This is a genomic window from [Clostridium] symbiosum (assembly GCA_036419695.1).
Classification (GTDB): domain Bacteria; phylum Bacillota; class Clostridia; order Lachnospirales; family Lachnospiraceae; genus Otoolea; species Otoolea symbiosa_A.
In genome coordinates this window covers 1,764,569-1,788,710 of record CP143946.1, presented here as the reverse complement: position 1 = coordinate 1,788,710, position 24,142 = coordinate 1,764,569, and the positions used below count along the sequence as shown (strand labels likewise).

Below are 24,142 nucleotides of genomic sequence, written 5' to 3'. Positions count from 1 at the left end.
TGCCAGCCACGCCCAGCGTGGGCGCACTTCGGAAACAGGTTCCCACCTTCAATAAAAAACGGACAGAACCGCTGATATAATCAGGGTTCTGTCCGTTTTTTTATTTCCCATTGACGGGATTTGTTTTCTCCGTCACATGCTTTTTGATTGCCGCGAAGCTCTCCGAGCTTACAACATGTTCAATCCTGCAGGCATCCTCGACCGCCGTCTCCCTGCTCACCCCGAGCGCCACGAGCAGATCGGTGAGCATCGTATGACGCTCGTAAATCGTCTTGGCGATCTCACGGCCGGAAGGCTCCAGCGTGATATATCCCTCATGATCCATGGAGATGTAACCATTCTCCCTCAGGTTTTTCATCGCAATGCTGACGCTGGGTTTGGAATATCCCAGTTCATTCACAATATCGATGGAACGTATCATCGGTTTGCGCCTGCTCAAAACAAGTATTGTCTCCAGGTAATCTTCTGCTGACTGCTGTATTTTCAAAATAACCTCTCCTCTTTATTCTACAATCTCCATCGCAGGCCCCTGCGGTATATCCTGTCTCCCCTTGTTGCTGGTATCGCTTCCCGGACCGGACGGAACCGTCTCTGGCGGCGCTTCCTCCTGTGTCGGTACCTCGACCTGAGGCAGGACAGGCGGTGGCGCAGCCACTGCTCCCGAGCTGCCTGATGAATTCAGAATACCCTTCATCCTGCTTCTCAGCGTGGTTCCCGTAATCTGGTTAATAAGGGCTTCGGCCTCACCCTTGAGCTGTTTTCTTGTGCTGGAGCCCGATTTTCTCATCTGATCGATCAGTTCCTGTGCCGCATCGGCCAAAGCGTGATCCTTTCGGAAATCGCCTACCGTGTACCCCTCGGAGAGCATCTCGTCATCATCACGGCCCGGCAGATATTCACTGCCGTCCCCGATTCCGGTCTCCGGTCCCGGCTTTGTAAATGACGCCGGCTCCAGGCCGTCCACCAGCTGCACCATCGCTTTCTTCCATATGGATGCCGGATAAGTGGCTCCGTAAAGGTTCGACAGCATCTTCGGCTGGTCGTAGCCAACCCATACGGAAATCGTATAATACGGCGTCATGCCGCAGAACCAGCCGTCCTTACTGCTGTTGGTCGTACCGGTCTTACCGGCCGCCTCAATATCGCCTCTCCAGCCCATCGAAGCAGCCGTCCCCCTTGTGATAACACCCTTCATAATATCTGTCATCACATTGGCCGTGTTCTCCTGATAAACCTGGATCACCGGATATTCTTCAAAAACATCTTTTCCTGTATTGTCGATCAGCTTCATGATACAGGTCGGTTCCTTATACCGTCCGCTGTCCGCCAGGGCCGCGTAGGCTCCGGCCATCTCCTCCGTCGTGGCTCCGTATGTAAATCCGCCGAGAGCTGATGCTGGATAATAGTCGTCGGGAACGATATTGTCAAATCTCATCTGAGTGAGATAGGACATCCCAAGCTCCGGTGTAATGTCGTCGTAGATATACCATGCAACACCGTTCCGGCTCTTCTCAAGCGCCGTCCTCAGAGGCATCATATCACCGGGCAGATCCTTTACCACGGCATCCTTCTTCTTGGCGTCCTCCACCTTGATGTTCTTCACCATGGTCGTGGATTTATATCCGTTCTCCAGGGCCGGTGCATAGACGATCAGCGGTTTGATGGTACTTCCCGGCTGACGGAAACTCTGGAACGCGCGGTTCAATGTATAAGTGTCCGTCTCCTGGCTGCGGCCGCCTACAATGGCAACCACCTTGTTATTGCTGTTGTCAACGACGGTCGCCGCTCCCTGAAGGGAATAAATGCCGTTGGCCGCCACCGCATCGTCGAATGTCAGGACACTGTCCACTGATTCCTGCAGCATCTGCTGCTTGGCGGGATCCAGGGAGGTGTAAATGGTATAACCGCCGGTATAGAGGTTATCCCTCTCCTGGTTATAGACTTCTTCATACTGCTTCTTGTATTCCAGGTACTTTTCCTTATCCTGGAAACCATACTTGAATTCAAATCCGTCCATCCGCATCAGATAGCGGATCGCGCAGTCAATGGCATATGTCGTCTCATAATTTCTCATCGGCGTCTTCTGCCTCTGCACGTTGATTGTCTCATTAAGCGCTTCCGTGTACTCCGACTCCGAGATAAAGCCCATGTCCTTCATATCGCCCAGGATCTTGTCTCTCCTCTTAATCGCGTTCTCCGGATGCTTGTACGGGTTATAGTAGGACGGCGAGTTCGGTATTGCGCACAGATAGGCAATCTGGCTGAGGCTCAGGTCACCGGCGTCCATGCCGAAATATCCCCTTGCCGCCGCCTGAAGGCCGTAATACGTATTGGCAAAGCTGATATCGTTAATATAAAATTCCATGATCTGTTTCTTTGTATACTTCTTCGTCAGATCCATGGCGACAAGCATCTCCTTGGCCTTACGCTCGATGGAGACTTCCCTTGTCAGGAACCTGTTCCTCGCAAGCTGCTGGGTGATCGTGCTGGCTCCGTGCACTTCTTCCCCTTCCGTCTTAAAATAGTTTATGGCGACACGGAAAATCCCCTTTATATCGATTCCCGAGTTGTCCCAGAATGTCCTGTCCTCAATGGCGATAAATGCGTTTACCGCATATTCCGGTATCTCCTCATAGGGCAGATAACTGGAATCCTCATCCCCGGTCAGCTTCGCCAGTACTTCGCCGTTGGCGTCATAGATAAAGCTGGCCTCCTGAAGGCGGAACGTATCAAGCGTGCTGGCCTCCACAATCCCTTCCACCTGGGCTTTGTATTCCTTATACATCGGATAAACCTTGTAGGCCCCAATTCCGGCTGCCGCCATCAGGGCTATCACGCAGATGATGAACAACGTCATAAACATGACTTTCAGGACCTTGAACATGGACCGGAAAACAATCTTTATATATCTCCACAGCCCCCTGGAATTGTCCTCTTTTTTCTTTTTTTCCTGTTTTTTCAGTTTCTTCTGCTGCTTTATCTCCCGTTTTTTATCTTTTCTGCTCTTCCTCTGTCTTTGCTGTCCGCCAGTGGCCGGTGCGTTCGGCTGAGTTCCCTTCGGCTGCCCGTCCCGTCCGTCATCCGTCCGGTCATCTGATTCATTCACCGCCCGGCTTTCCGAAACAGTTTCTGTCTGCTGGTTCTGAGCAGCTACAGACTGGCTACCCGGTTTATTTTCCGGCATATTCTCTGTATTAATTTCCTGAGTGTTATCCAGTATGCCTTCCTCTCTACCTTCCATTTCATACCCCTTTTGTCATCAGTATATTTCTGCCGCAGGCAGAGTATGTCTCCTACCATTATAGGAGATTTCATCTTAAAGAACAACCACTAATTCCAAAACTTCCTTCTGTAACCGCCTGTTTTTTCACGAATAGTATAAAATAACAGGAATTTTTAGAAGGAATTATCCATGAATAGCACCTTTCCCCAACTCTTTCTGCTGATAACTGCCCTGTCGCTGGATGCCTTTGCCGCCAGCTTTGTTTATGGAACAGACCGCGTAAAAATCCCGGCTGCCTCAGTCGCTGTCATCACAGCGCTGTCCACCGGGATTCTCATCCTCTTTCTTTTGCTGGGCAAGGGGTTCGGCAGCCTGATGCCTGCCAGGGCCACCTCCATACTCTGTTTCCTGATTCTTTTTATCCTCGGATTTGTCAAACTGTTCGACAGCACCATTAAATCCGTAATCAGGAAATCAGAGTTTTTTGAACGGAAGGTTTGTTTTTCCATCTCACAGCTGAATTTTATCCTGACCGTCTATGCCGATCCGTCGGCAGCCAACGGTGAAGACATTGCCGTCCTCTCTCCTGTGGAGGCTCTTTCCCTGGGCCTGGCGCTCTCGTTAGACAGCGCTGCGGCCGGCTTTGGCGCCGGCATGATGGTCACCCATATGCCGCTCACCATCATCCTGTCCCTGGTCCTCAACACAGCCGCAGTCCTCATCGGAAGCAGACTCGGGCGGATTCTTGCCAAACGTTCCAGCCTCGACTTATCCTGGCTCAGCGGCCTGCTCTTAATCGGGCTGGCCATCGGAAAACTTTTATAACGGCAGTTTTTCCTTCTCCGTCACCCTTCTCCATCACTCTTCTCTGCGGCCCATTGATTTCACCAGGACGATGACTTCATGCGCCAGCAGGGGAACCGCCGCCAAAAGCAGCAAAAAAATCCACTCCCCGGGTGAGAGAACCGAGGTCCTGAATGCCGTAACTAAAAACGGGATCTCCGTGACCGCAAACTGTAATAAAAGACCTGCTGCAAAAGCCAAAAGCATCAGAGGATTTGTAAAAAGGCCGCTTTTAAAAACCGATACATCCACATTGCGCATTCCCACGGCATGGAAAAGCTCAGACAGCCCGAGTACGGTAAACGCATAAGTCTGCGCCCTGCAGAGTACCGGCTCCTCCTTCAGCACCGCCGATACCGCCGTCATGGAGAAATGAAGTCCTCTTCCCGTCACTACCTCCCAGGGCACATGGAAAAACGCCGCCAGGCTGACCGCCGCAATGAGCAATCCATAAAATACCGTATAGAACCAGCCTCCACCTGCAAAAAGACTCTCTCCCGGTTTCCTGGGCGGTTTCTTCATCAGGAGTTTACCGTCATTCTTATCGATTCCCAGGGCCAGAGCCGGGAGGGAGTCTGTAATCAGGTTAATCCACAGGATATGGCTGGATTTGAGCGGTGACGGTATTCCTGCGGCAATAGCCGCAAACATCGTCGCTATCTCCCCGAAGTTGGAGGACAGCAGAAAAATAACCGATTTTTTAATGTTCTCATAAATTCCTCTGCCCTCTTCAATCGCCCTTTCGATTGTGGCAAAATTATCATCCGTCAAAATCATGTCCGACGCCTGCCTTGCCACGTCCGTACCCGTTTTTCCCATGGCAATTCCAATATCGGCGCTCTTAAGCGACGGCGCGTCGTTTACGCCGTCCCCGGTCATGGCGGTAATATTGCCGTCCCCCTTTAAAGCCCTGACAATCCGGACCTTATGATCGGGCGAAACCCTGGCGAAAACGGCGGCGTTCCTGATCCGTTTCTTCAGATCGCCGTCCCCCATCCGTTCCAGCTCCTCGCCGGATATACACTGCTCCTTATTCTCCGCAATTCCCAGCTGCTTTGCAATCGCCAGCGCCGTATCCACGTGATCCCCCGTAATCATTACCGTTCTCACCGACGCCCGTTTAAACGCCTCCACCGCGGCCTTTGCTTCCTCCCTGGGAGGATCAATCATGCCTGCCATTCCGAGGAACACCAGATTTTTCTCCGACGGTTTAGAGACGCCCTCCGCCATCGCTCCCGCCAGAACGCGGAGAGCCCTGCCGGACAGCTCCGTGGTGGCATCCTGAATCCGCTTTTTATCCCTGCTTTCAAGGGGCTGTACCTTTCCGTCCTTCATAATCATGCTGCACCGTTTCAGTACCTCGTCCGGAGCCCCTTTTGTATAGGAAACATAAGATTTCCCCTCTCTATTGAGGGTTGTCATCATCTTCCGGTCGGAATCAAAGGGTAGTTCGCCGTGTCTCGGCTTCTCCCTCTCCTCCCTCTCTTTCCGGATCCCGCCGGTCTCCGCAAAACGGATGAGGGCCGTTTCCGTCGGATCCCCTGTATCCTCCGTCGCGTCGTTACACAGGCAGAAACAGGTCAGCAGCCGGTTTCCCGTCTTCCCATATTCAATGGCCGGGGCCTCCCTGATCCGGCCGTCCAGGTAGCAGGCCGTCACCGTCATCTCATTCTTCGTCAGCGTACCCGTCTTATCGGAACACACCACGCTGACCGCTCCCAGCGTCTCGACGGAGGGCAGGCGTCTCACAATCGTACCGGCTTTTACCATCCTTGTCACACTGAGCGCCAATACAATCGTCACGACCGCCGGCAGACCTTCCGGAACCGCGGCAACGGCCAGGGAAATGGCGGTGATCAGCATCTCCATGACATCCCTCTTCTGGATTACCGCCAGCGCGAACAAAAGGGCGCAAAGGAAAACAGCCGTCAGGCTCAGTACCTTCCCCAAGTCCGAAAGCCGTTTCTGCAGCGGCGTCTCCTCCTCCGGAGCCTCGTGGATTAATGCGGCAATTCTTCCAATCTCCGTATCCATGCCCGTGGCAATGACGATACCCGCACCTCTTCCGTTTGTCACATAGGACGTCATAAACGCCATGTTCTTTCTGTCGCCTGCCTGAACCTCCGACGGCGCAATAAATGTGCTGCTCTTGGAGACCGGGACGGATTCCCCCGTCAGGGCCGACTCCTCAATCTTCAGGTTGGCTCCCTGGACAATCCTTAAATCGGCCGGCACCTGACGTCCGGCGTCCAGCATCACCAGATCACCCGGCACCAGCTCTTCCGCCGGAATGATCCGTTCCTTTCCGTCCCTGATTACCACCGCTTCCAGCTTCGTCATCTTCCGCAGAGACTCCAGCGCCTTCTCCGCCTTTCCCTCCTGAATCACCCCGACCACAGCATTCATCGCCACCACGGCCAGAATAATCACGGCATCGCTGTACTCGTGAAGCATGATCGAGATCGCCGCGGCCGCAAAAAGGACAAAAATCAGAGAATCGCAGAGCTGCTCCGCAAATCTCTGTATTAAAGTCTTTTTCTTCGCCTCCCGTAACATATTCTTCCCATAATGCCTGAGGCGCCTGTCGGCATCTTCCTGTGTAAGACCTGTCCGGCCATTGCATTCAAACTGTCTGCACACTTCTTCTATTGTCCTGTTTTCGTACATCTATCTCTCCCTTTCTGTGACAGGTTGTCTTATCTCACAATATGCCCTGGGGGGAGGAAATATACTAAGGATTTAACTGAGGTGAGGAGGACGCGTCCGGAGCGGACCATGTCCGGTGTGGTGAGGGGGCTGGCTGAGTCTTTTGTCCCCTATTGGAGGTTTTCGCGGCACCGGACATGGTCCGCTCCGGACGCTGATTGTCTCTAACCTAAAATGGGGAGGACCCTGTCGCGGCCACTACGAAGCTGCGATACTTTTACGGTCTGACGGTATCTCACCAAACCAGTCAGAGACCGGATAGCAGATATTTTGAAGCATTCGGAGGAACATAGTGATTGCGACGCTCCTCCTCCCCCTTTGAAGGAATAAGAACAAATTAGCGGCCGCAGGCCGGGGTTCGGGATGGCGATAACCTTCGCGTCTTCAGTCCCGGCCATAACCTTCCCGTGGGGAATCCGGGAGAAAAAGATTCCGCAGGGAACCTGAAGTTCATCGGCACTTACCGAGGTTTTTTCGAGGTTAGTACCGCTATGCACTTCAAAGAGCGCAAGCGTTTCCCGAAGGAACTTTTTCTGCCCGGATTCCCCACCCGCGACAACCTATAGCCCGGGACTGAAGACTCACAACCTCCCCTCACCATCCCGCCCCCCGACCGTCCCGGCGGCGTTCTCATTCCTCAATTAAATCCCCATGGACTCAACCGGCTAAAGCGCAAAAAAACTCCCCCGGGGCTGCACATCATGCAGACCGGGGGAGTCTCATTCATTTATTCTTCAACCGTAGCGTACATAAAGTACCAGTATCCGTAAGGAGAATGCCATGTACCCTTTAATTTCGGGCTCTGTACCCAGAAGTCATTCTCGTATGCAACAGGCGCCATAGCGCTGTCTTTTAATGCCAGGTTCTCTGCTTCGTGAAGCAGTTTGTAATGCTCTTCCTTATCAGCCGTTTCACGTGCTTTTTTAACAAGGGCATCGAATTCAGGATTGCTGTATTTACCATCATTGTTACCGTTTCCTGTCTCTAACAGGTTGATCATGTTGGACGGATCGTCATAGTCATATACCCAGCCGTTACGTGCGATCTCGAAGTCACCGTTACGACGGGTTGGTGTGAAGGTAGACCACTCAACGATCTTGATATCCGTGTTGACTCCAAGCTCTTTCCATGCGCTCTGTAAATACTCGGCGATTGGTTTGTGGTATTTAGCGTCGTTTGTCATGTACTCGATGGTCGGGAATCCCTGTCCATCCGGGTAACCGGCCTCTGCGAGAAGCTGTTTTGCCTTTTCAAGGTCGGCCTCGTAGTTGTCTACATTAAAGAAGTCGCCTCCGTTGTTTGCTCTTGTAACTTCCTCGAAGGAGGAACCTGGTGTGGCATCGGAGATACCAGGGCCTACGAAGTTAGTAGCCGGGGAATAAGTTCCCTGTGTTACTGTCTCAGCAATGTATTTACGATCGATTGCAAGGCTTAATGCTTCACGCACTTTTGCATTGTCGAACGGCGCTTTCTGAATATTGAAGGAAATGTAGTAGGTTCCCATGATTGGAGCAATATGGAAATCTTCTGTTCCTGCCAGGCTTGGAACTTCCTCGGAAGGAATATCTTTTGCCATAATAATCTCGCCTGTCTTATATGCACTGTATGATGCGTTGGCATCTTCCATTAATACAAATTTTACAGTATTGACGGTAACCCTGTCTGCATCCCAGTAGTATGGGTTTTTCTCATAAAGGATGTAGGATCCCGGAACCCACTCTTTCATTCTGAGCGCGCCGTTTCCAACATATGTCTCAGGATTAATTGCCCACTGATCACCATTTGCCTCAATGATGTCTTTCTTTACAGGGCTTAATACTGCGAAAGCGGAAATCTTGTCATAATATACACATGGGCTTGCAAGCTCAACAACAAATGTCTTTGCATCAGGTGCAGATACACCAAGTCCGTCTACTGCAGCCAGTGTCTCTTCTTCTGTTGCGTCTTCGCCTAAAGCCATGACTGCGTCATAACCTTTTACCACATTCAGCATGTCGTAAGCATATGGCGCTGCTGTCAGCGGGTTAGCAAGACGTTTGTAGGAATATACAAAGTCCTCTGCCGTCAAATCGGAACCGTCGCTCCACTTTAATCCGTCACGCAGATGGAACGTATAGGTTAAACCGTCATCCGATACGTCAAACGATTCTGCCTGTCCAGGTACGATGTTGTTCTCCTCGTCAAATGTGAGCAGTGTCTCAAATGCGTGGATAATCATGTTTGCTCCGTCAATTGCGGAGTTTAACGCCGGATCAAGAGTCTCCGGGTCAGGTCCGATCTGGACTGCAATGTCCACCCCTCCTGTTGATTCACCTGTTGCTGCTGTCCCCTGTTCGCTTCCCTGCTCGCTTCCCTTCGACGCATCAGTTCCCTTGGAACCGCCGCCGCAGCCCGCAAGAACTGTGGTGGAAAGCATAGCTGCTGCTACCAGTAATGCTACTTTTTTCTTCATAATATCCTCCTTTGGATTTATATTTTAACCGGCTGCCCGCCGAAAGACGACGGACTGTCGGTTAATTGCATAAAATAGAATCCCGCTCAGGGGATTCCCCGCCTTCGGCAGGTTACTTTAGCGGCATAATTCCTCTCCGCTGCCTCTTGGCAGCCGCTTACTAATTCACCCGATCCAGGTGGTGGCAGGCTGCATAATGGCCTTTGGACACTTCCTGCCATACGGGTTCCTGAGCCGCGCACTGCTCGTCCGCATACGGGCATCTCGTTCTGAACCGGCATCCGGACGGCGGATTTACCGGGCTTGGAACGTCGCCACTCAGCACGATACGTTTCGATTCCCTGCTGGTTCTCGGATCCGCGATCGGAATTGCGGAGATCAGGCTCCTTGTATATGGATGGACGCTGTGGAACGTCAGCTCATAGCTGTCGGCCAGCTCCACCAGGTTCCCCAGATACATAACACCGATTCGGTTGGAAATGTGCTTTACAATTGAAAGATCATGGGCAATGAACAGGTAGGTCAGGCCCATCTCTTCCTGGAGTTCCTCAAACATGTTGACAACCTGGGCCTGGATGGATACGTCCAGGGCCGATACAGGCTCATCGCAGACGATGAATTCCGGGTTCACGGCCAGTGCGCGGGCAATGCCGACACGCTGTCTCTGTCCGCCGGAGAACTCATGAGGATAACGGTTCGCATGCTCGGAGTTAAGGCCGACGCGGCGCAGCATTTCGATAATGCGCTCCTGTCTGTCCTTCTTTCCGGATGCCAGTTTATGAATGTCAATGGCCTCTCCTACAATATCGGCCACGGTCATACGCGGATCCAGGCTTGCATAAGGGTCCTGGAATACAATCTGCATTTTCCGGCGGTAAGGCAGCATGTTGACCGCCGTCTTTTTGCCGTATACCGGTTTTCCGTCCGCCGTCTGAGGCTTTCCGTCTTCCCCGTACACCGGCACGTCGCCGCTGTCGAAAATCGTCTCTCCATCATAGAGAATACGGCCGCTGGTCGGCTCATGAAGGCGCAGAAGCGTACGTCCTGTCGTCGTCTTACCGCAGCCGGACTCTCCAACCAGTCCCAGCGTCTCTCCTTTATTAAGGTAGAAAGAGACATTATCCACGGCCTTTACCACTTTTTTCTCAAACAGCTTGCTGCTGGCAACAGGGAAATACTGTTTCAGGTTCTGGACCTCAACTAATCTCTTATCTTCCATCACTTATTACCTCCCTGTGCTTTTTCAAATTCTGCCTTCTGAAGCAGCCAGCAGGCGCTGTAATGAACATCCGAAAGATCGGTATACTCCGGCATCTGGCGCAGGCAGATCTTCATACAGGAATCACACCTTGGTGCGAAAGGACATCCTGCCGGAGGATTCAGCATATCGACCGGGCTTCCCTCGATTGGGACAAGCCGGCTGTGCTCTTTTTCATTGAGCTTTGGAATGCTCCGTAACAGTCCCTTTGTGTATTCGTGGGACGGATTGTAAAAGATATCGTCCGTTGTACCATATTCTACCACTTTTCCGGCATACATGACAGCAATTTTATCACACATGCTGGCCACAACGCCGAGGTCGTGGGTGATCATAATGATGGCCATACCCAGCTTCTCCTTCAGTTCCATCATCAGCTCCAGAATCTGGGCCTGGATGGTAACGTCCAGAGCCGTCGTCGGCTCATCGGCAATCAGAAGCTTCGGCTCACAGGCCAGTGCGATGGCAATCATGACACGCTGGCGCATACCGCCCGAGAGTTCGTGGGGATACTGTTTCAGCCTCTTCTCCGGTTCGTTGATTCCAACCAGTGTCAGAAGCTCTTTTGCCCTCTCCCTCGCCTCCTGTTTCGACTTCTTTGTATGTAGAAGAACCATCTCACAGATCTGGTTTCCTATCGTATATACGGGGTTTAAGCTGGTCATCGGATCCTGGAAGATAATAGAAATCTCTTCCCCGCGGATTTTTCTCATCTGTTTCTCGTTCATCTCATCGATCCGGTGTCCGTTGAATTCCAGGGTTCCGCCGATCAATTTTCCCGGATATGCGGTCAGTCCCATCAGACTGTACGCGGTAACGGATTTACCGGAACCGGACTCGCCTACGATTCCCAGGACTTCGCCCTCCTTCAGATGGATGGAGACGTCGTTTAATGCCTTTACCTCACCGGCCGGGGTGAAGAAAGAAAGGCGTTCGTTCTTTATATCTACTAAATACTCGCTCATTCTTCGTTCCTCCCTAGTTCTTCATCTTCGGGTCAAATGCATCGCGCAGGCCGTCACCCAACAGGTTAAAGCTCAGGATAATGACGGAAATCATAAAAGCCGGAGCAAACAGGCGGTGCGGATAGCTCTGGAGACCGTTAATAGCGGCACTTGCAAGGCTGCCCAGGGACGGCATCGGCGCATTTACACCAAGTCCCAGGAAGCTTAAGAAGCTCTCCGTAAAGATGGAGGACGGAATCTGAAGCGTTGTCGTAACAATCAGAGTACCGATACAGTTGGTTAACAAATGCTTTCTGATAATACGGCCGCTGGAAGCGCCCAGCGCCCTGGCTGCCGTCACATATTCCTGCTCTTTCAGAATCATGATCTGGCTTCGCACGATACGCGCCATACCGACCCAGTAAAGGAGGGCAAACACGATAAAAATACTAATCAGGTTTACACCAATGATGCCGATCCATTCAAATCCCGGCTTCTGTGCCAAATCCTTTAAGGGATAATTGAGCACGGCCGCAAGAAGAATGATAATCAGCACATCGGGGACCGTATAAATAATATCTACAATACGCATCATCACCATATCGACCCATCCTCCGAAGAATCCGGAAATGGAGCCGTACAGGGAGCCAATCAGAAGAATGATTGCCGATGCGACAAGTCCTACCAGCAGGGAAACACGGCTTCCCATCATAACGCGGACCGCATAGTCACGTCCCAGGTTATCGGTGCCGAGAATGTGCGGGAATACTTTCTCACCTGCGTCGATCTGCGCCTGCTCCGCTTCAGAATACTGCATTGGAGCCAGGTTGACGCTTGTCTTAATCTGCTGCTCATATTTATAAGGATAAACCGTTGGTACAATGAATGAAAGCACAAAGATAACCAGTACAACAAACAGGCTGACCATGGCGATCTTATTCTTCTTTAAACGGCGCATTCCGTCCTGCCAGAAGCCGACGCTCTCTCTCATCACGACAAGGCTTTGTTTTTCACTTTCATCTGCCGGGAGGAAGTCGCTTACATCCATCTGAAATGATAATTTATTATTGTCCATCACATGTGCCTCCCTATTTTAGTTTTATACGCGGATCGATAACAGTGTACAAGATATCAACGACCACGTTCATTGTAATAATCAATGTAGCAAGGAAAATTGTAGTACCCATAATCAGAGGGTAGTCACGGCCTGTGATGGCGCCGATAAACTCGGAACCAAGACCCGGGATCGTAAAGATCTTCTCTACAATAAAGCTTCCTGTAACCGTATAGGCAAGCAGGGGACCCAGATATGTAACAACCGGCAGTACGGCATTTCTGAGCGCATGCTTAAATACGCTGAAAAACCAGGTAACTCCCTTCGCCCTGGCGGTTCTCATGTAGTCCTGTCCCAGGACATCCAGCATGGAAGAACGCATCAGACGTGAGATATAGGAAGCCGGGTATAAGGCCAGCGCCGTTACGGGCATAATATAGTGTTTCCACGATGTCAGTCCATATGTAGGCAGCCATTCCAATTGAAATGACAGTACGTACATGAGCAGGGTGGAGATAACAAAACTCGGCACTGCGATTCCGCAGGTACTGAAAACGATGATAATGTTATCCGTCATTTTACCTCTCTTAAATGCTGCGATACTCCCGAGCGGAATACCGACCAGTACGGCAATCAAAATGGAAATTCCTCCCAGTTTTGCCGAAACCGGAAATTTTGTTTCAATAATCGAATTCACGGTACGGCCTCTCTGCTTTACGCTGGGACCTAAATCTCCGTGAAGTACTTTTCCCATATAAATTGTGTATTGCTCCGGAAGTGGTTTATCCAATCCGTATTTTTCCATCATCGCCTGCTGGGCCTGGGGTGTAAGGGCTTTCTCAGCCATAAATGGGCCGCCTGGTACCAGGTTCATCAGGAAAAATGTAAGAGTGGCTACCAGCCAGCATGTTACAACGGCCAGGCCAATACGCTTTGCAATATATTTTGCCATGATATCTCTCCTTTCCTGTGAGTCGGGGTGGCAAAAAATGGACATTTGAAATACATTTGTCACCCGTGTGCGGACATTGTCTGCTAAAAAATAAAATCCCATGGTTATCCGCCATGGGATTTTATTGCAATGAAAAGTTCGTCGTTCCTACTTTTCGTTGTTATCTAGCATTACATTCCCATCTGTTTAGCTACTTCTTCTGCGAAGTTCTCTTCTTTCTTTTCAAGGCCTTCACCTGTCTCAAAGCGTACAAACTTCTTAACTGCCACTTTCGCGCCATTAGCCTTGGCAACTTCTGCCACGTACTGGGATACGGTCTGTTTGCCGTCTTCAGCTTTTACATAAACCTGATCAAGTAAGCAGATCTCTTTTAATTCTTTGTTGATACGTCCTCTTACCATTCCCTCAATGATTTTGTCATTGGCGTCCGGTTTCTCGTTCTTAGCTGCTGCCGTGAGAATCTCTGTCTCTTTCTCGATATAATCGGCATCCACTTCGTCTCTGTTTGTGTATAATGGTTTTAATGCAGCGGCCTGCATTGCAACGTTCTTAGCCATCTCTTTGAGAGCGTCATTTACTACGTCTGTCTCAACATCAACTAAAACGCCGATCTTTCCGCCTGCATGGATATAGGAAGCAACAAAGCCGTTAGCCTCTTCGATCTGTGCAAATCTTCTGATCTTCATGTTCTCGCCGATAATGGAAATCTGGGAAGAAAGAGCTTCTGCAACTGTTAAGGAAGGTTCCTTATCCCACTTCTCATTTAAGAAAGCGTCGATGTCCGCTGCCGTTGTGTTGAGTGCCTGTGCCGCAACATCTGCTACGTAGGTCTGGAACTTCTCGTTCTTTGCTACGAAGTCTGTCTCGGCGTTAACCTCTACAACAACTGCCTTCTTGCCGTCTTCGGATAAGGTAGTTGCTACAATACCCTCTGCTGCGATACGTCCAGCTTTCTTAGCTGCGCCTGCAAGTCCTTTTTCTCTTAAGAACTCAATCGCTTTATCCATATCACCGTCTGTAGCTGCAAGAGCTTTCTTGCAATCCATCATGCCGGCGCCTGTCGTCTCACGTAATTCTTTTACCATTGCTGCTGTTACTGCTGCCATTTTTAATTCCCTCCGTATATTTTTTCATTTCCAATTTCAATGGTGTTCTGCCTGTCCTGAAACATTCAGCGGTAATTATGCCTCTGCTGCTTCAGCAACATCCTCGCCCTCGAATACAGGAGCTTCTGCTTCGCCCTGTCTTGCTTCGATAACGGCGTCTGCCATTCTGGAAACGATTAATTTTACGGCTCTGATAGCGTCGTCGTTACCCGGGATTACATAGTCAAGCTCTTCCGGATCACAGTTGGTATCGATGATGCCGATTAACGGAATTCCCAGTGTGTGTGCTTCCTGTACGCAGATTCTTTCTTTCTTAGGATCTACTACGAAGATAGCGTCCGGAACTCTCTTCATCTCTTTGATACCGCCAAGGTTCTTCTCGAGCTTCTCCCACTCTTTCTTAAGAGCGATAACTTCTTTCTTTGGAAGAACATCAAATGTTCCGTCCTCAGACATGGTCTCGATCTGTTTTAATCTTCCGATACGGCTCTGGATGGTCTTGAAGTTGGTAAGCATACCGCCTAACCATCTCTCATTTACATAGAACATTCCACATCTCTCAGCTTCTGTCTTGATAGCGTCCTGAGCCTGTTTCTTTGTTCCTACGAACAGGATTGTGCCGCCGTCTGCTGCGATGTCTGCTACTGCCTTGTAAGCTTCATCCACCAAACCTACGGATTTCTGTAAGTCGATGATGTGGATACCGTTTCTCTCTGTGTAGATGTATGGAGCCATCTTAGGGTTCCATCTTCTTGTCTGGTGACCAAAATGTACACCAGCTTCCAGTAACTGCTTCATTGAAATAACGCTCATGTTTCTTTCCTCCATTTGGTTTTCTTCTTCCGCCGTCTTCTTTGCTTCCTCGGGGACTCCTGGCAGAACAAAAAGGCCTGTGACAGCCGTTTTTCATCCTGTTTCATTGGAGCACCGTCCTTAAGAATCCGTCCGGCGTGATTTTTTAACCTTTATACTATATCACAGGTAAAATTTTTCTGCAAGTGGTTTATACGCGAAAATACCACTAAATTGTTGATTTCTGCTGGTTATTTTTATTTTTACAGGCCGGCTCATTTATTTTCAGGTGAAATCTTTTTTCCGTCACTCATAAAGGAGATATCCTGTGTAACCGTAGTGAGGACTTTTGTTCCGCTTTCCCGGAACGCTTCCCTGATTTCGTCCTCCGGCTCCTGCGCCGTCACCACCGCGTATTCCGGTTTCAATTCTTCAATCAGTTTTACGCCTCTTTTGGAATTTCTCCCATGATGGGCCGTCTTATATACGTTGACCTGGGGCAGATCCAGTTTCAAAAGTTCCCCCAGACGCTCCTTCTCGGCATCTCCTGCCAAAAACAGCGTCACGTCTCCGTGCTTTACCAGCGCCGCCAGGGAGTAGTCGTTTGATTCATCATAATGGAATTCCTCCGGCGGGAAAACGCGGATATCCAGTTCGCCAAAGGTGAAAAGGCGGTCACGGGAAAGCGATTCTACGGGAATATGCTCCGTTTCAAGTTTGTCAAGCAGATCCCGGTAAAGCGGTTTTTCCCCTTCATAATAGGGAGTGATAACCTCCGTTACAGGAATACTGTCCACAAGAAAAGAGGCGCTGCCGATATGATCCTTATCGGGATGGGTCAGAATCAGGCAGTCGATTTTATCCACATTCCTGTCCTTAAGTAGTTCCAGAATATGGGCGCCGTCCTTTTCTTCCCCTGTGTCTATTACAACACAGTCCTCTCCGCTTAAGAATACCGCACAGTCCGCATCCTCCTGTGTTCCAACGAAAATAAATTCGGCATTTTTTGTTACTCCCCGGTTCTCTAACAAATACCAGCCGCCTATCAATGCGGCACATAATGCGCACACACCGAGTACGCGCAGAAATAGTACGGTAATTTTACGAGCAGTTTCCATTCATACCTCCCTGTAGATTTTCCTGGATCTTTGCTTATCTATGTTTTGACTTATCAATACACAGTTTAATCTATATGCAGGCTCATTTGAATGCTGAAAAAATAAACCTGCCGAAGTCGGTTAAATCTTCCTGAGTCCATCCGCTGTATTTTTGGCAGTCACTTCTTATCATACTGTGCGCCTCATTTTTGTTACTTAATGACCAGGCGGTCCAGCTGATGTTGTGCTCCTTCATATACTCGACAAAAGGCCGGGCATTCTCCTGGTATGTCTTCATCCCGCTGTCATATGAGCCATCCTTCAGATATGCCTGTTCACCGACCGCAGTCCCCCATTCACTGACAAATATCGGTATCCCGCTCTCTACGACTGCTTCTATCTTCTGGTTGTCACAGGGCTTTTCTTTCGTTACATCGATATACCGGTGCATCGTATACATAATGTTTTCATACTTAAGGGGAGTTTCTATTGGTCCTGAAAAATCGGTACAGTACTTCGGCGTTCCAACCAGGATTACCGCTCCTGGCGCATTGGCGCGTATCACCGGTATCACTTTATCTGCATAATTACTGATATCTTCCCAACTCGTATCGCCGTTTGGTTCATTGCATATTTCGTACAAAACACCCGGATTTCCACCGTAATGGCGGCTGATTTCATCGAAAAAAGTGACCGCCTCTTCTGCATATTTATTGGGATTACCGTCCTTTAGAATATGCCAGTCTACAATTACATACATGTCCGCGGCCAGAGCGCTTTCTATCCCCATATAGAGATAGTCAAGGCTCTGTTCAGGATTTTCAACATACGCATTATGAGCCTCTATATACATCGCGAGCCTCTGTACATTAGCTCCAAATCCGAACAGCGTCTCCATGGCGCTCCCGTTCAGATATCTGGGGTACCAGGTGACTCCATGGCTGCTGGTTCCCCGTAATACCATCGTATTTCCCTTTTCATCCTTCAGGGAGGCGCCGTCCACATGCAGGGCGCCATGGGAGCTGACGCCAGGACTCTCTGCCCCTTCCGCGGTTTTGCAGCCGCAGAGTACGGCCAGCGCTGTCGTAAAACCACTTAAAAGCAGAACATTTTTTAAATATTTCATGGTGTTTCCTCCATTCCAAAAGGAAATGCCGCTCCCTTCAGGTTCTCAGGATAAAGAGCCAGTAATACATAATCATAGTGATTTTTTGTCAGAAAATCCATAAGCTCCTCTTCACTCAGCTGCAGCGTCCAAAGCATATCAACCTGTTCAAAAGACTGAGCTAAAAATGCCCCTACAGGTGTGGCATAAGAATCGCGCAGAAGGAGAATTTTCTTCTTTGACCCGTTTTCCAAGTTCCGTATGGAAACATAATTATCAACCCCCTTATGCAGATAAACCGTCTCTCCGTTTCCACTGTAGATACCGCTAAGACTATCTTCATTCACATCCAGTTTAAGTAAAGCTTCTTCAAATCCACCGGTATATTCTTTATAATCTTCAATATCTCCCCGCCACAGCAGATAATCCCCCTGATATTCCGGGTAAATTACAGTATAATCTTCCGCTCCGCCTGCAAATATCACGCCGGTCTCACGTCCTTGTGACCCCAGCATATAATTGGGAAATGTTACCTGATTATAATTTCCGAGATCACGCAATTTGTAATCAGGATCCAGAGAAACATCAAAAGATTGCTCCATCCAGTTAATAATATTACAATATCCGGAAAAAGCCGCTATAGGAGTCCAATGATGATCTGTTTTGAAAAAAGCTTCCTGGTGTGTTAATCCGCTAATTTTACATATATTTCTTAAATCCAACACAGGAACTTTGTAGTAACGAAGCCATGATGCAAAATCCCCCGCTAATTTTGAGAAATCATTATATGGCAGTCCATAGTATCGTTCCTGTTCTTCCGGTAACTTCATCGGGAAAAGGACAACCCCCATTTCTGTCCCCTCTTCCTCTAACAGGTCATGCAGTCTTCGTGTTCTCACGGCCAGTTCCTTCTGATCATCACCAAAGCCGTTCCAAAAACTGGCATCGTAGAGCATTCCATCTTTTCCCTTTATATTAGAAAAAGCATTCTCTTCCTTTTTCCCCATTATAAGCTGCAGTGCCCCGTATCCTTCAATCAAAGGATAACGGAAGAACAATTTCTCACTCATCTCCCTTTCAATCACAGCAATTGCCTGTTTAGGTTCATGAAAGTCAGGCTTTACCTTCCTCAGCTCTTTCATGAGCTCCGGCCCCCTGCAAATAATGTTAAAAGCTGCAAAGGAGAACAGGCATATTAAAAATAATATGGAAAATATAGACTTTCCCTTTTTATTGTTTTCTTCCATGTATCTCCTCTCTGAATTAGAAATTAAAGTAAATAAACGGATTGTAACCGCTTTTGGAAATATAGATTACCGAGATCACAAACAAAACCGTCATTCCCAATGGATATAGCGCCTGAGCCTGTTTAGGGTATCTGCCACACCATCGCATACCGGCTTGTTTTACGGCCGGTGTGCACAGCAGAATGCCAACTCCCCACAATACCGCATATTCTTTCAAAAACATCCAGGTATAAGGACTAAAAAAGCCATTGTGATTCATCCAGAACATATTTCCCAAATACTCTTTCAACTGATAAAAACTCTCGCAGCGAAACAGCACCCAGCCCATATTAACTACAAAAAGAGCATAAACATGTCTCCAAACCGATTTACTCTCCCTCTTTTCCAGTTCAAACAGACGTTCCAATACCAGAAATGCAAAATTAATCAGCCCCCAGAACAGGAAATTCCATGCCGCCCCATGCCACAAACCGGTCAGAATCCAGACAATCAGCATATTCTGGATCATCTTGCTCTTACTTTCAACTCTTGAACCGCCAAGCGGAATGTATACGTATTCTTTGAACCATGTTCCCAGCGAAATATGCCACCGTCTCCAGAATTCTCCGATAGAACGTGATATATAGGGATAGGAGAAGTTCTCCTCAAAACGGAATCCAAACATTCTTCCAAGGCCTATTGCCATATCCGAATACGCGGAAAAATCAAAGAAAATCTGCAGCGTATAAGCAAATGAGCCAAGCCAGGCAAGCGTAACCGGGATAGCCATAAGCCTGTGTCCCGCGTTCGTCATCGAATAAATATTGTCTGCAACTATGGCAAAGGAATTTGCTAAAACCAGCTTTTTAGCAAGACCCTGTACAAAGCGCGTACTGCCGGATGAAAACAGCTCCCATGAATGGGTCCGGCTCAGTATTTGTTGTTCAACTGTATTATATCGCACAATCGGCCCGGCTACCAGCTGTGGAAAAAAAGAGATATACAAAGCTACATTCAGAAGATTTTTCTGAACCTGTGCAGTCCCGCGGTATACATCGATCACATAACTGAGAGCCTGAAACGTAAAAAACGAAATTCCTATCGGCATTAGAAGAGATACCGATAATCTTAAATTTGTACCCATAAGACCATTCAGGATCGACAGCACAAAATTTAAATATTTAAATAAAAACAGCACCCCGAGATTTCCTACGCAGCCGATTAAGAGCCATATTTTCCCTGCTTTTTCCCATCTGGAAAGCGCCAGGGCCACAGCCCAGTTAAATATACAGCTTCCTATCAGAAGAATGACATAATACGGTTCTCCCCATGCATAAAAGAAGATACTCGCCAACAACAGGAAAAAATTTCTAAGCCTGATGCTGAACCGTAAAACCGTATAATACAAAACCAGCACCGCCGGTAAAAAATAAAATAAAAATACAATACTGGAGAAAACCAAAATTGTTTACCCCTTTCAACTGACCTTATCTTTTTTCTCTTCTGCCAGGGCAAAAATCAGATCAAACGCGTCCGAAAAAAGCAGTTCCTTCCAATTATCCAGACGGTACAGCCCGGCCTTGTTCCCTGCTTTTATGCATTTCATCACATTGTCACTACCCGGAATTCGTATCTCCATAGCCTCCGGCAGATTCATTTCTTCTTTAACAAGTAAATACTCATAGTTACAATTCCGTACAAAAACTTCTCTTCCATCCACAGTCTGCATTGTTCGATTCAATTCAACTCTCGGAAGCTGCCTCTTGGAATTTTCCACATGCGTGGAACGTTTCTGGACATTCAGGAAGATATCATCAATTATGCTGACGGACGGGCTCATCGTCTTCGCCAGGCTGTGATCGCGATCATAAACAATCTGGAAATAGCTGTCCCTGTTATCTCCCTCCATACCGGTAATTTGAATTCCATATTTCCATTTATCCCCCTGTTTTTGTACATGCACGCACTTTGCCCCCAGTTCCGCTTCATATCGTTCCGTCTTTAGCCGGATCGTCATCTGCTCTTCACCATGAGGCATATAGATAGATTTATCACAAAGCACAGCCAGACCTGTCTCCGACAGATCCGTTGTCACACCGTAGAACTGTTTGCCCTGGTATGAAATCTCAACCGGAACACGGACATAAAAACGATCCGTGGTACGCAGATTGCGACGCCCCGACATGAAGAACAAAGCCATAATAAGATGCTGGGCATTAAGCATCAGCCAGTAGATGAGTACGGCCGCTCCGTAGTTGCCGGTCTGGAAGGCGTTCATTGCGGCTATGATTAGCGCCGCCACATCAAATACCAGAAGAATAATCTGCGGCGTTGCCAGCATCATATCTGAATGTCTGACCGTATCACGCGTTTTACTCGTAACATTAAATTTCTTCTGTCTGATAAACAGTGTTTCCAGTAGAACAGGTATAATCATATATGGGAATATAACGGTATCCACCGTATTACTCCATCTCTTATTTCTAATCTTACCGGATGTCACTTTCAATGCCTGGTTATAAAGGACATAGGATGGAAACCAGATAAAAACCAGTTCCCTGAGGCTGCAGATTACAACCGGTATCCCGAACAGAATAAAGAGGATTGGGGACACAATGTAGATAAATCTTCTGAAAAATGTCCACCAGTACATCCAGCAGGCCAGATAGCTGATTTTGGCATTCAACTTTATATGAGGGTTGAACAAAAGGTTGGTGCGTCGCAGAGAGGTAATACAGCCGCGTCCCCATCGTATACGCTGTTTTATCAGGTTGTCGATGTCCGTCGGCGCAAGTCCGTGTGCAAGCGTTTTATCGACCGCATAGCAGGTGTAGCCTTTTGCCTGAATTTTAATTCCCGTTTCAAAATCCTCTGTAATCGTCCCGGTTGCAATTCCTCCGACAGAGTCCAGGGCTTCCCTGGAAATTAACGTATTAGAACCGGCATAAATCGGAGCATTGGCATTATTTCTGCCGACATTGATTTCACGGAAGAAAAAATCCTGTTCATTGGGAATCCTTGTTTCACTGAAAAAATTGTACTGGAACATATCAGGATTATAGAAACTCTGCGGCGTCTGGATAAAGCCAATCTTATACTTCTCATCGATCTCTTCCTCCGTGCGCTCCGCCCATGTCCCATCATCCATCTTCTTTACACGCGGCAGAAAAATATAAGGTACCGTCTCCATCAGAAACTCATGGGTCGGGATCATATCCGAGTCGAACGTCACAATCCATGGAGACGATGTTTTACTCAGGGCGTGATTCAGATTTCCAGCCTTCGCCTCCTTATTATCGGCCAGTCCAAAATATCCCACCTTCATCTTTCTTGCCAGTTCCGCCATTTCCGGGCGGTTCCCATCATCACAGATATAGATATGTACTTTCTTTTTATCGGGATAATCCATATGCTTACAGCCGTTGACGGTTTTATAAAGAAGTTCCGTCTCCTCATTATGGGTTGCAATCAGAATATCTACATCCGGATACCAGTCGAGAGGCACCACCGGCATATCCGGAACCGATTTTTTCCCGAGCCTTGCAAAATGCTCTGTTCCTTCCAGCATGGAGATTGTCTCCGAGACTGCCAGAAAAATACCGCATATCGTTGCCAGCCATCCATATACATTGTGATCCGGTATCGTGAAGAAAAGACGCCAAATAATATAAACCGTCATACTGACGAGAGCCACTGCAATCCAGAATTTTTCCTTTGTTCCCTTCTGATTCTGTTTTACTATTTTAATCTTCTTTCCCACTCCTGCCACCTTCTATCTGATTCCTTCCCTGGCTCTTTGAACCAGAATAATTGATACAAAAAATGCGATGATAAAATAGACTCCCAGCATGGTATTTGGGGTTTCGTCTCTTCCAAATTGAACAAACCGATATAATTGTGTTATATCACTATCCAGGAAATCTCCGTGCAAACGCATTACATCTTTCAGCCGTTCTATCTCTTTCTCCCATGTTGATGTTTCTCTGTCAACTATAATACCAGTGCCTTTTTCCTCATTTAATTGCATTGGGTTGCTATATAGTGCCGACCATCTGCTTAGATCTCTCTTTACCGGCTTTTCTATAAAGCTTGCCGCTTTATCAATTTTATCATAAAGCTTACCCTCACTTAATATATTTTTTCTTAACTCTCCATACCGCTCAACGACTTTATTTACAAAGTCCTCATCTCTGAGAAGGCTGTCAAACCATGGTGCATTCGGAAGTGCCGTCTCCCTCACTTCCAGCATTTCTTTTGTGTAATTATCCAAAGCTCCGTCAAAATCCCAGTATGGCCCGATAAATAATTTTCCGCTCCGGTTTTTATACATAAATGTAGAATTCCATCCCGCATCATAGTTTGCAAAAAATTCATTAATAATAAAATAATCAACAAAGGAACCAACATTCAATTTACTTTTATATTCTTCAAATTTCTTCTTATCATCAGAGTAGAGACTGTCCTCAATTTTATTCACATCATTTCTGATATAATCCCAATATTCTTTCGATACCTTATCAGGAGACGGATATTCCAGATTCACCCAGTTATTGCTCCTTTGGTGTTTAGTGGACCAGACTGGCATAGAAAGTCCTTCCGTATCAATTCGATCCCGAAGCAGGAGATAGCCGGTATCCTTCTCGATTTCAACGCGTCCCTCCCCCTGCTCTATCTTTTCATACATGCCGTACAGCCCCATATATTCATACTTTTCCCCCTTTTCAATGCCATCTCACAAAATCTTATGTCTGGAGTATGGGGTGAAAGTTCGCCGGCCGTATTCATTGCAATATAGTTTCTCAGATAAGTTCTGTCTAACTGAGTTCCGTTTAGAATCCAGGTATCGGAGGCTGTCATACCAAATACTTCCATGATGTTCGGTTCTTCATCATCATCCAGAAGTTTCATAAGGTATTGCTTTTTGGGAAAAATTTTTGAGGAAGAAGTATTTCCTCGAATTTTAATTTTTCCGTAAGAAACCCCCGTAGGTTCATCTCCCAAGCGATTTACCATATTTTCATTATCCACGAATGAAATCCGCATTTTAATATATGGATCTACTCCCTCTTTATAGATAAGCGACTGTGATTCACTGTCATAGTACTTATAATTCACAATCTCTTCCCCACCCGTATCAATTATAACGAGCGGCAAATGCGACGTAAAGTTCCCATCCACCATAAAGTCTTCGGGAACCGAGTCAGTTCCCAGCGTCGGATCGGCTGCGGCCGCCAGTTCATGATGCCACACCCGCTCTTCCTTTTTGTCAATTGCCTGATATTTCCATATCCCAAATCCCGCACAGACTGCCGCACTGAATAATATCATGGCAAAGGCCGCTTTCCACTTTGCACCCATACTTAAGTCACTCTTTCTTTTTTGTC

18 protein-coding genes are annotated in these 24,142 nt (G+C 48.0%); 1 reads left to right on the top strand and 17 read right to left on the bottom strand.

The genetic code is table 11. From position 1 onward, the window contains the following. Window positions 1-100: 100 nt before the first annotated feature. Both V3C10_08295 and V3C10_08290 read right to left on the bottom strand, forming a co-directional pair. Window positions 101-487, bottom strand: a complete 387-nt coding sequence (locus tag V3C10_08295) for a metal-dependent transcriptional regulator (GenBank protein WVP63785.1) — start codon at window positions 485-487, stop codon at window positions 101-103. Between the two features lie 15 nt (window positions 488-502). Continuing rightward, window positions 503-3,241: a transglycosylase domain-containing protein gene (locus tag V3C10_08290; GenBank protein ID WVP63784.1), complete on the bottom strand. Its 2,739-nt coding sequence runs from the start codon at window positions 3,239-3,241 to the stop codon at window positions 503-505. A 171-nt stretch (window positions 3,242-3,412) separates the two neighbouring features. Here V3C10_08290 and V3C10_08285 point away from each other — a divergent pair, with 171 nt between their 5' ends. After that, the gene (locus tag V3C10_08285; protein WVP63783.1) at window positions 3,413-4,048 is read left to right on the top strand and encodes a manganese efflux pump; all 636 of its coding nucleotides are present in this window, start codon (window positions 3,413-3,415) and stop codon (window positions 4,046-4,048) included. Window positions 4,049-4,081: 33 nt separating this feature from the next. Here the strand turns inward: V3C10_08285 and V3C10_08280 are convergent, their stop codons facing one another. From V3C10_08280 to V3C10_08210, 15 genes are all read right to left on the bottom strand, one after another. After that, a complete protein-coding gene (locus V3C10_08280) occupies window positions 4,082-6,733 on the bottom strand; it encodes a cation-translocating P-type ATPase (protein WVP63782.1) in 2,652 nt (883 codons plus the stop codon). A gap of 766 nt (window positions 6,734-7,499) precedes the next feature. After that, complete coding sequence (locus tag V3C10_08275) at window positions 7,500-9,224, bottom strand: peptide ABC transporter substrate-binding protein (protein ID WVP63781.1); 1,725 nt, start codon at window positions 9,222-9,224, stop codon at window positions 7,500-7,502. Window positions 9,225-9,384: 160 nt separating this feature from the next. Then, on the bottom strand, window positions 9,385-10,443 hold the full coding sequence (locus tag V3C10_08270) for an oligopeptide/dipeptide ABC transporter ATP-binding protein (GenBank protein WVP63780.1): 1,059 nt from the start codon (window positions 10,441-10,443) through the stop codon (window positions 9,385-9,387). Further along, window positions 10,443-11,447 (bottom strand): ABC transporter ATP-binding protein, encoded by a 1,005-nt coding sequence (locus V3C10_08265; protein ID WVP63779.1) that lies wholly within the window; start codon window positions 11,445-11,447, stop codon window positions 10,443-10,445. Before V3C10_08265 ends, V3C10_08270 begins: the two co-directional genes overlap by 1 nt. Before the next feature lie 13 nt (window positions 11,448-11,460). Continuing rightward, window positions 11,461-12,501, bottom strand: a complete 1,041-nt coding sequence (locus V3C10_08260; GenBank protein ID WVP63778.1) for an ABC transporter permease — start codon at window positions 12,499-12,501, stop codon at window positions 11,461-11,463. A gap of 13 nt (window positions 12,502-12,514) precedes the next feature. Further along, a complete protein-coding gene (locus V3C10_08255) occupies window positions 12,515-13,432 on the bottom strand; it encodes an ABC transporter permease (protein WVP63777.1) in 918 nt (305 codons plus the stop codon). A 170-nt stretch (window positions 13,433-13,602) separates the two neighbouring features. Then, window positions 13,603-14,538: a translation elongation factor Ts gene (gene tsf, locus V3C10_08250; protein WVP63776.1), complete on the bottom strand. Its 936-nt coding sequence runs from the start codon at window positions 14,536-14,538 to the stop codon at window positions 13,603-13,605. A 75-nt stretch (window positions 14,539-14,613) separates the two neighbouring features. Beyond that, window positions 14,614-15,351, bottom strand: a complete 738-nt coding sequence (gene rpsB, locus V3C10_08245) for a 30S ribosomal protein S2 (GenBank protein WVP64598.1) — start codon at window positions 15,349-15,351, stop codon at window positions 14,614-14,616. A 254-nt stretch (window positions 15,352-15,605) separates the two neighbouring features. Next, window positions 15,606-16,448: an MBL fold metallo-hydrolase gene (locus V3C10_08240; protein ID WVP63775.1), complete on the bottom strand. Its 843-nt coding sequence runs from the start codon at window positions 16,446-16,448 to the stop codon at window positions 15,606-15,608. A gap of 82 nt (window positions 16,449-16,530) precedes the next feature. After that, window positions 16,531-17,553: a glycoside hydrolase family 5 protein gene (locus V3C10_08235; GenBank protein ID WVP63774.1), complete on the bottom strand. Its 1,023-nt coding sequence runs from the start codon at window positions 17,551-17,553 to the stop codon at window positions 16,531-16,533. Continuing rightward, entirely contained in the window at window positions 17,550-18,779 is a 1,230-nt protein-coding gene (locus V3C10_08230; protein WVP63773.1) for a hypothetical protein, read from the bottom strand. Before V3C10_08230 ends, V3C10_08235 begins: the two co-directional genes overlap by 4 nt. Before the next feature lie 16 nt (window positions 18,780-18,795). Further along, window positions 18,796-20,220 carry an MBOAT family protein gene (locus V3C10_08225; protein WVP63772.1) on the bottom strand — a complete coding sequence of 475 codons (1,425 nt, stop codon included), beginning with the start codon at window positions 20,218-20,220 and terminating at the stop codon, window positions 18,796-18,798. A 15-nt stretch (window positions 20,221-20,235) separates the two neighbouring features. Continuing rightward, complete coding sequence (locus V3C10_08220) at window positions 20,236-22,518, bottom strand: glycosyltransferase family 2 protein (protein ID WVP63771.1); 2,283 nt, start codon at window positions 22,516-22,518, stop codon at window positions 20,236-20,238. Between the two features lie 12 nt (window positions 22,519-22,530). Next, entirely contained in the window at window positions 22,531-23,457 is a 927-nt protein-coding gene (locus tag V3C10_08215) for a CotH kinase family protein (GenBank protein WVP63770.1), read from the bottom strand. Then, window positions 23,427-24,116, bottom strand: coding sequence for a CotH kinase family protein (locus V3C10_08210; protein ID WVP63769.1), 690 nt, complete (start codon window positions 24,114-24,116; stop codon window positions 23,427-23,429). Before V3C10_08210 ends, V3C10_08215 begins: the two co-directional genes overlap by 31 nt. Window positions 24,117-24,142: the final 26 nt, after the last annotated feature.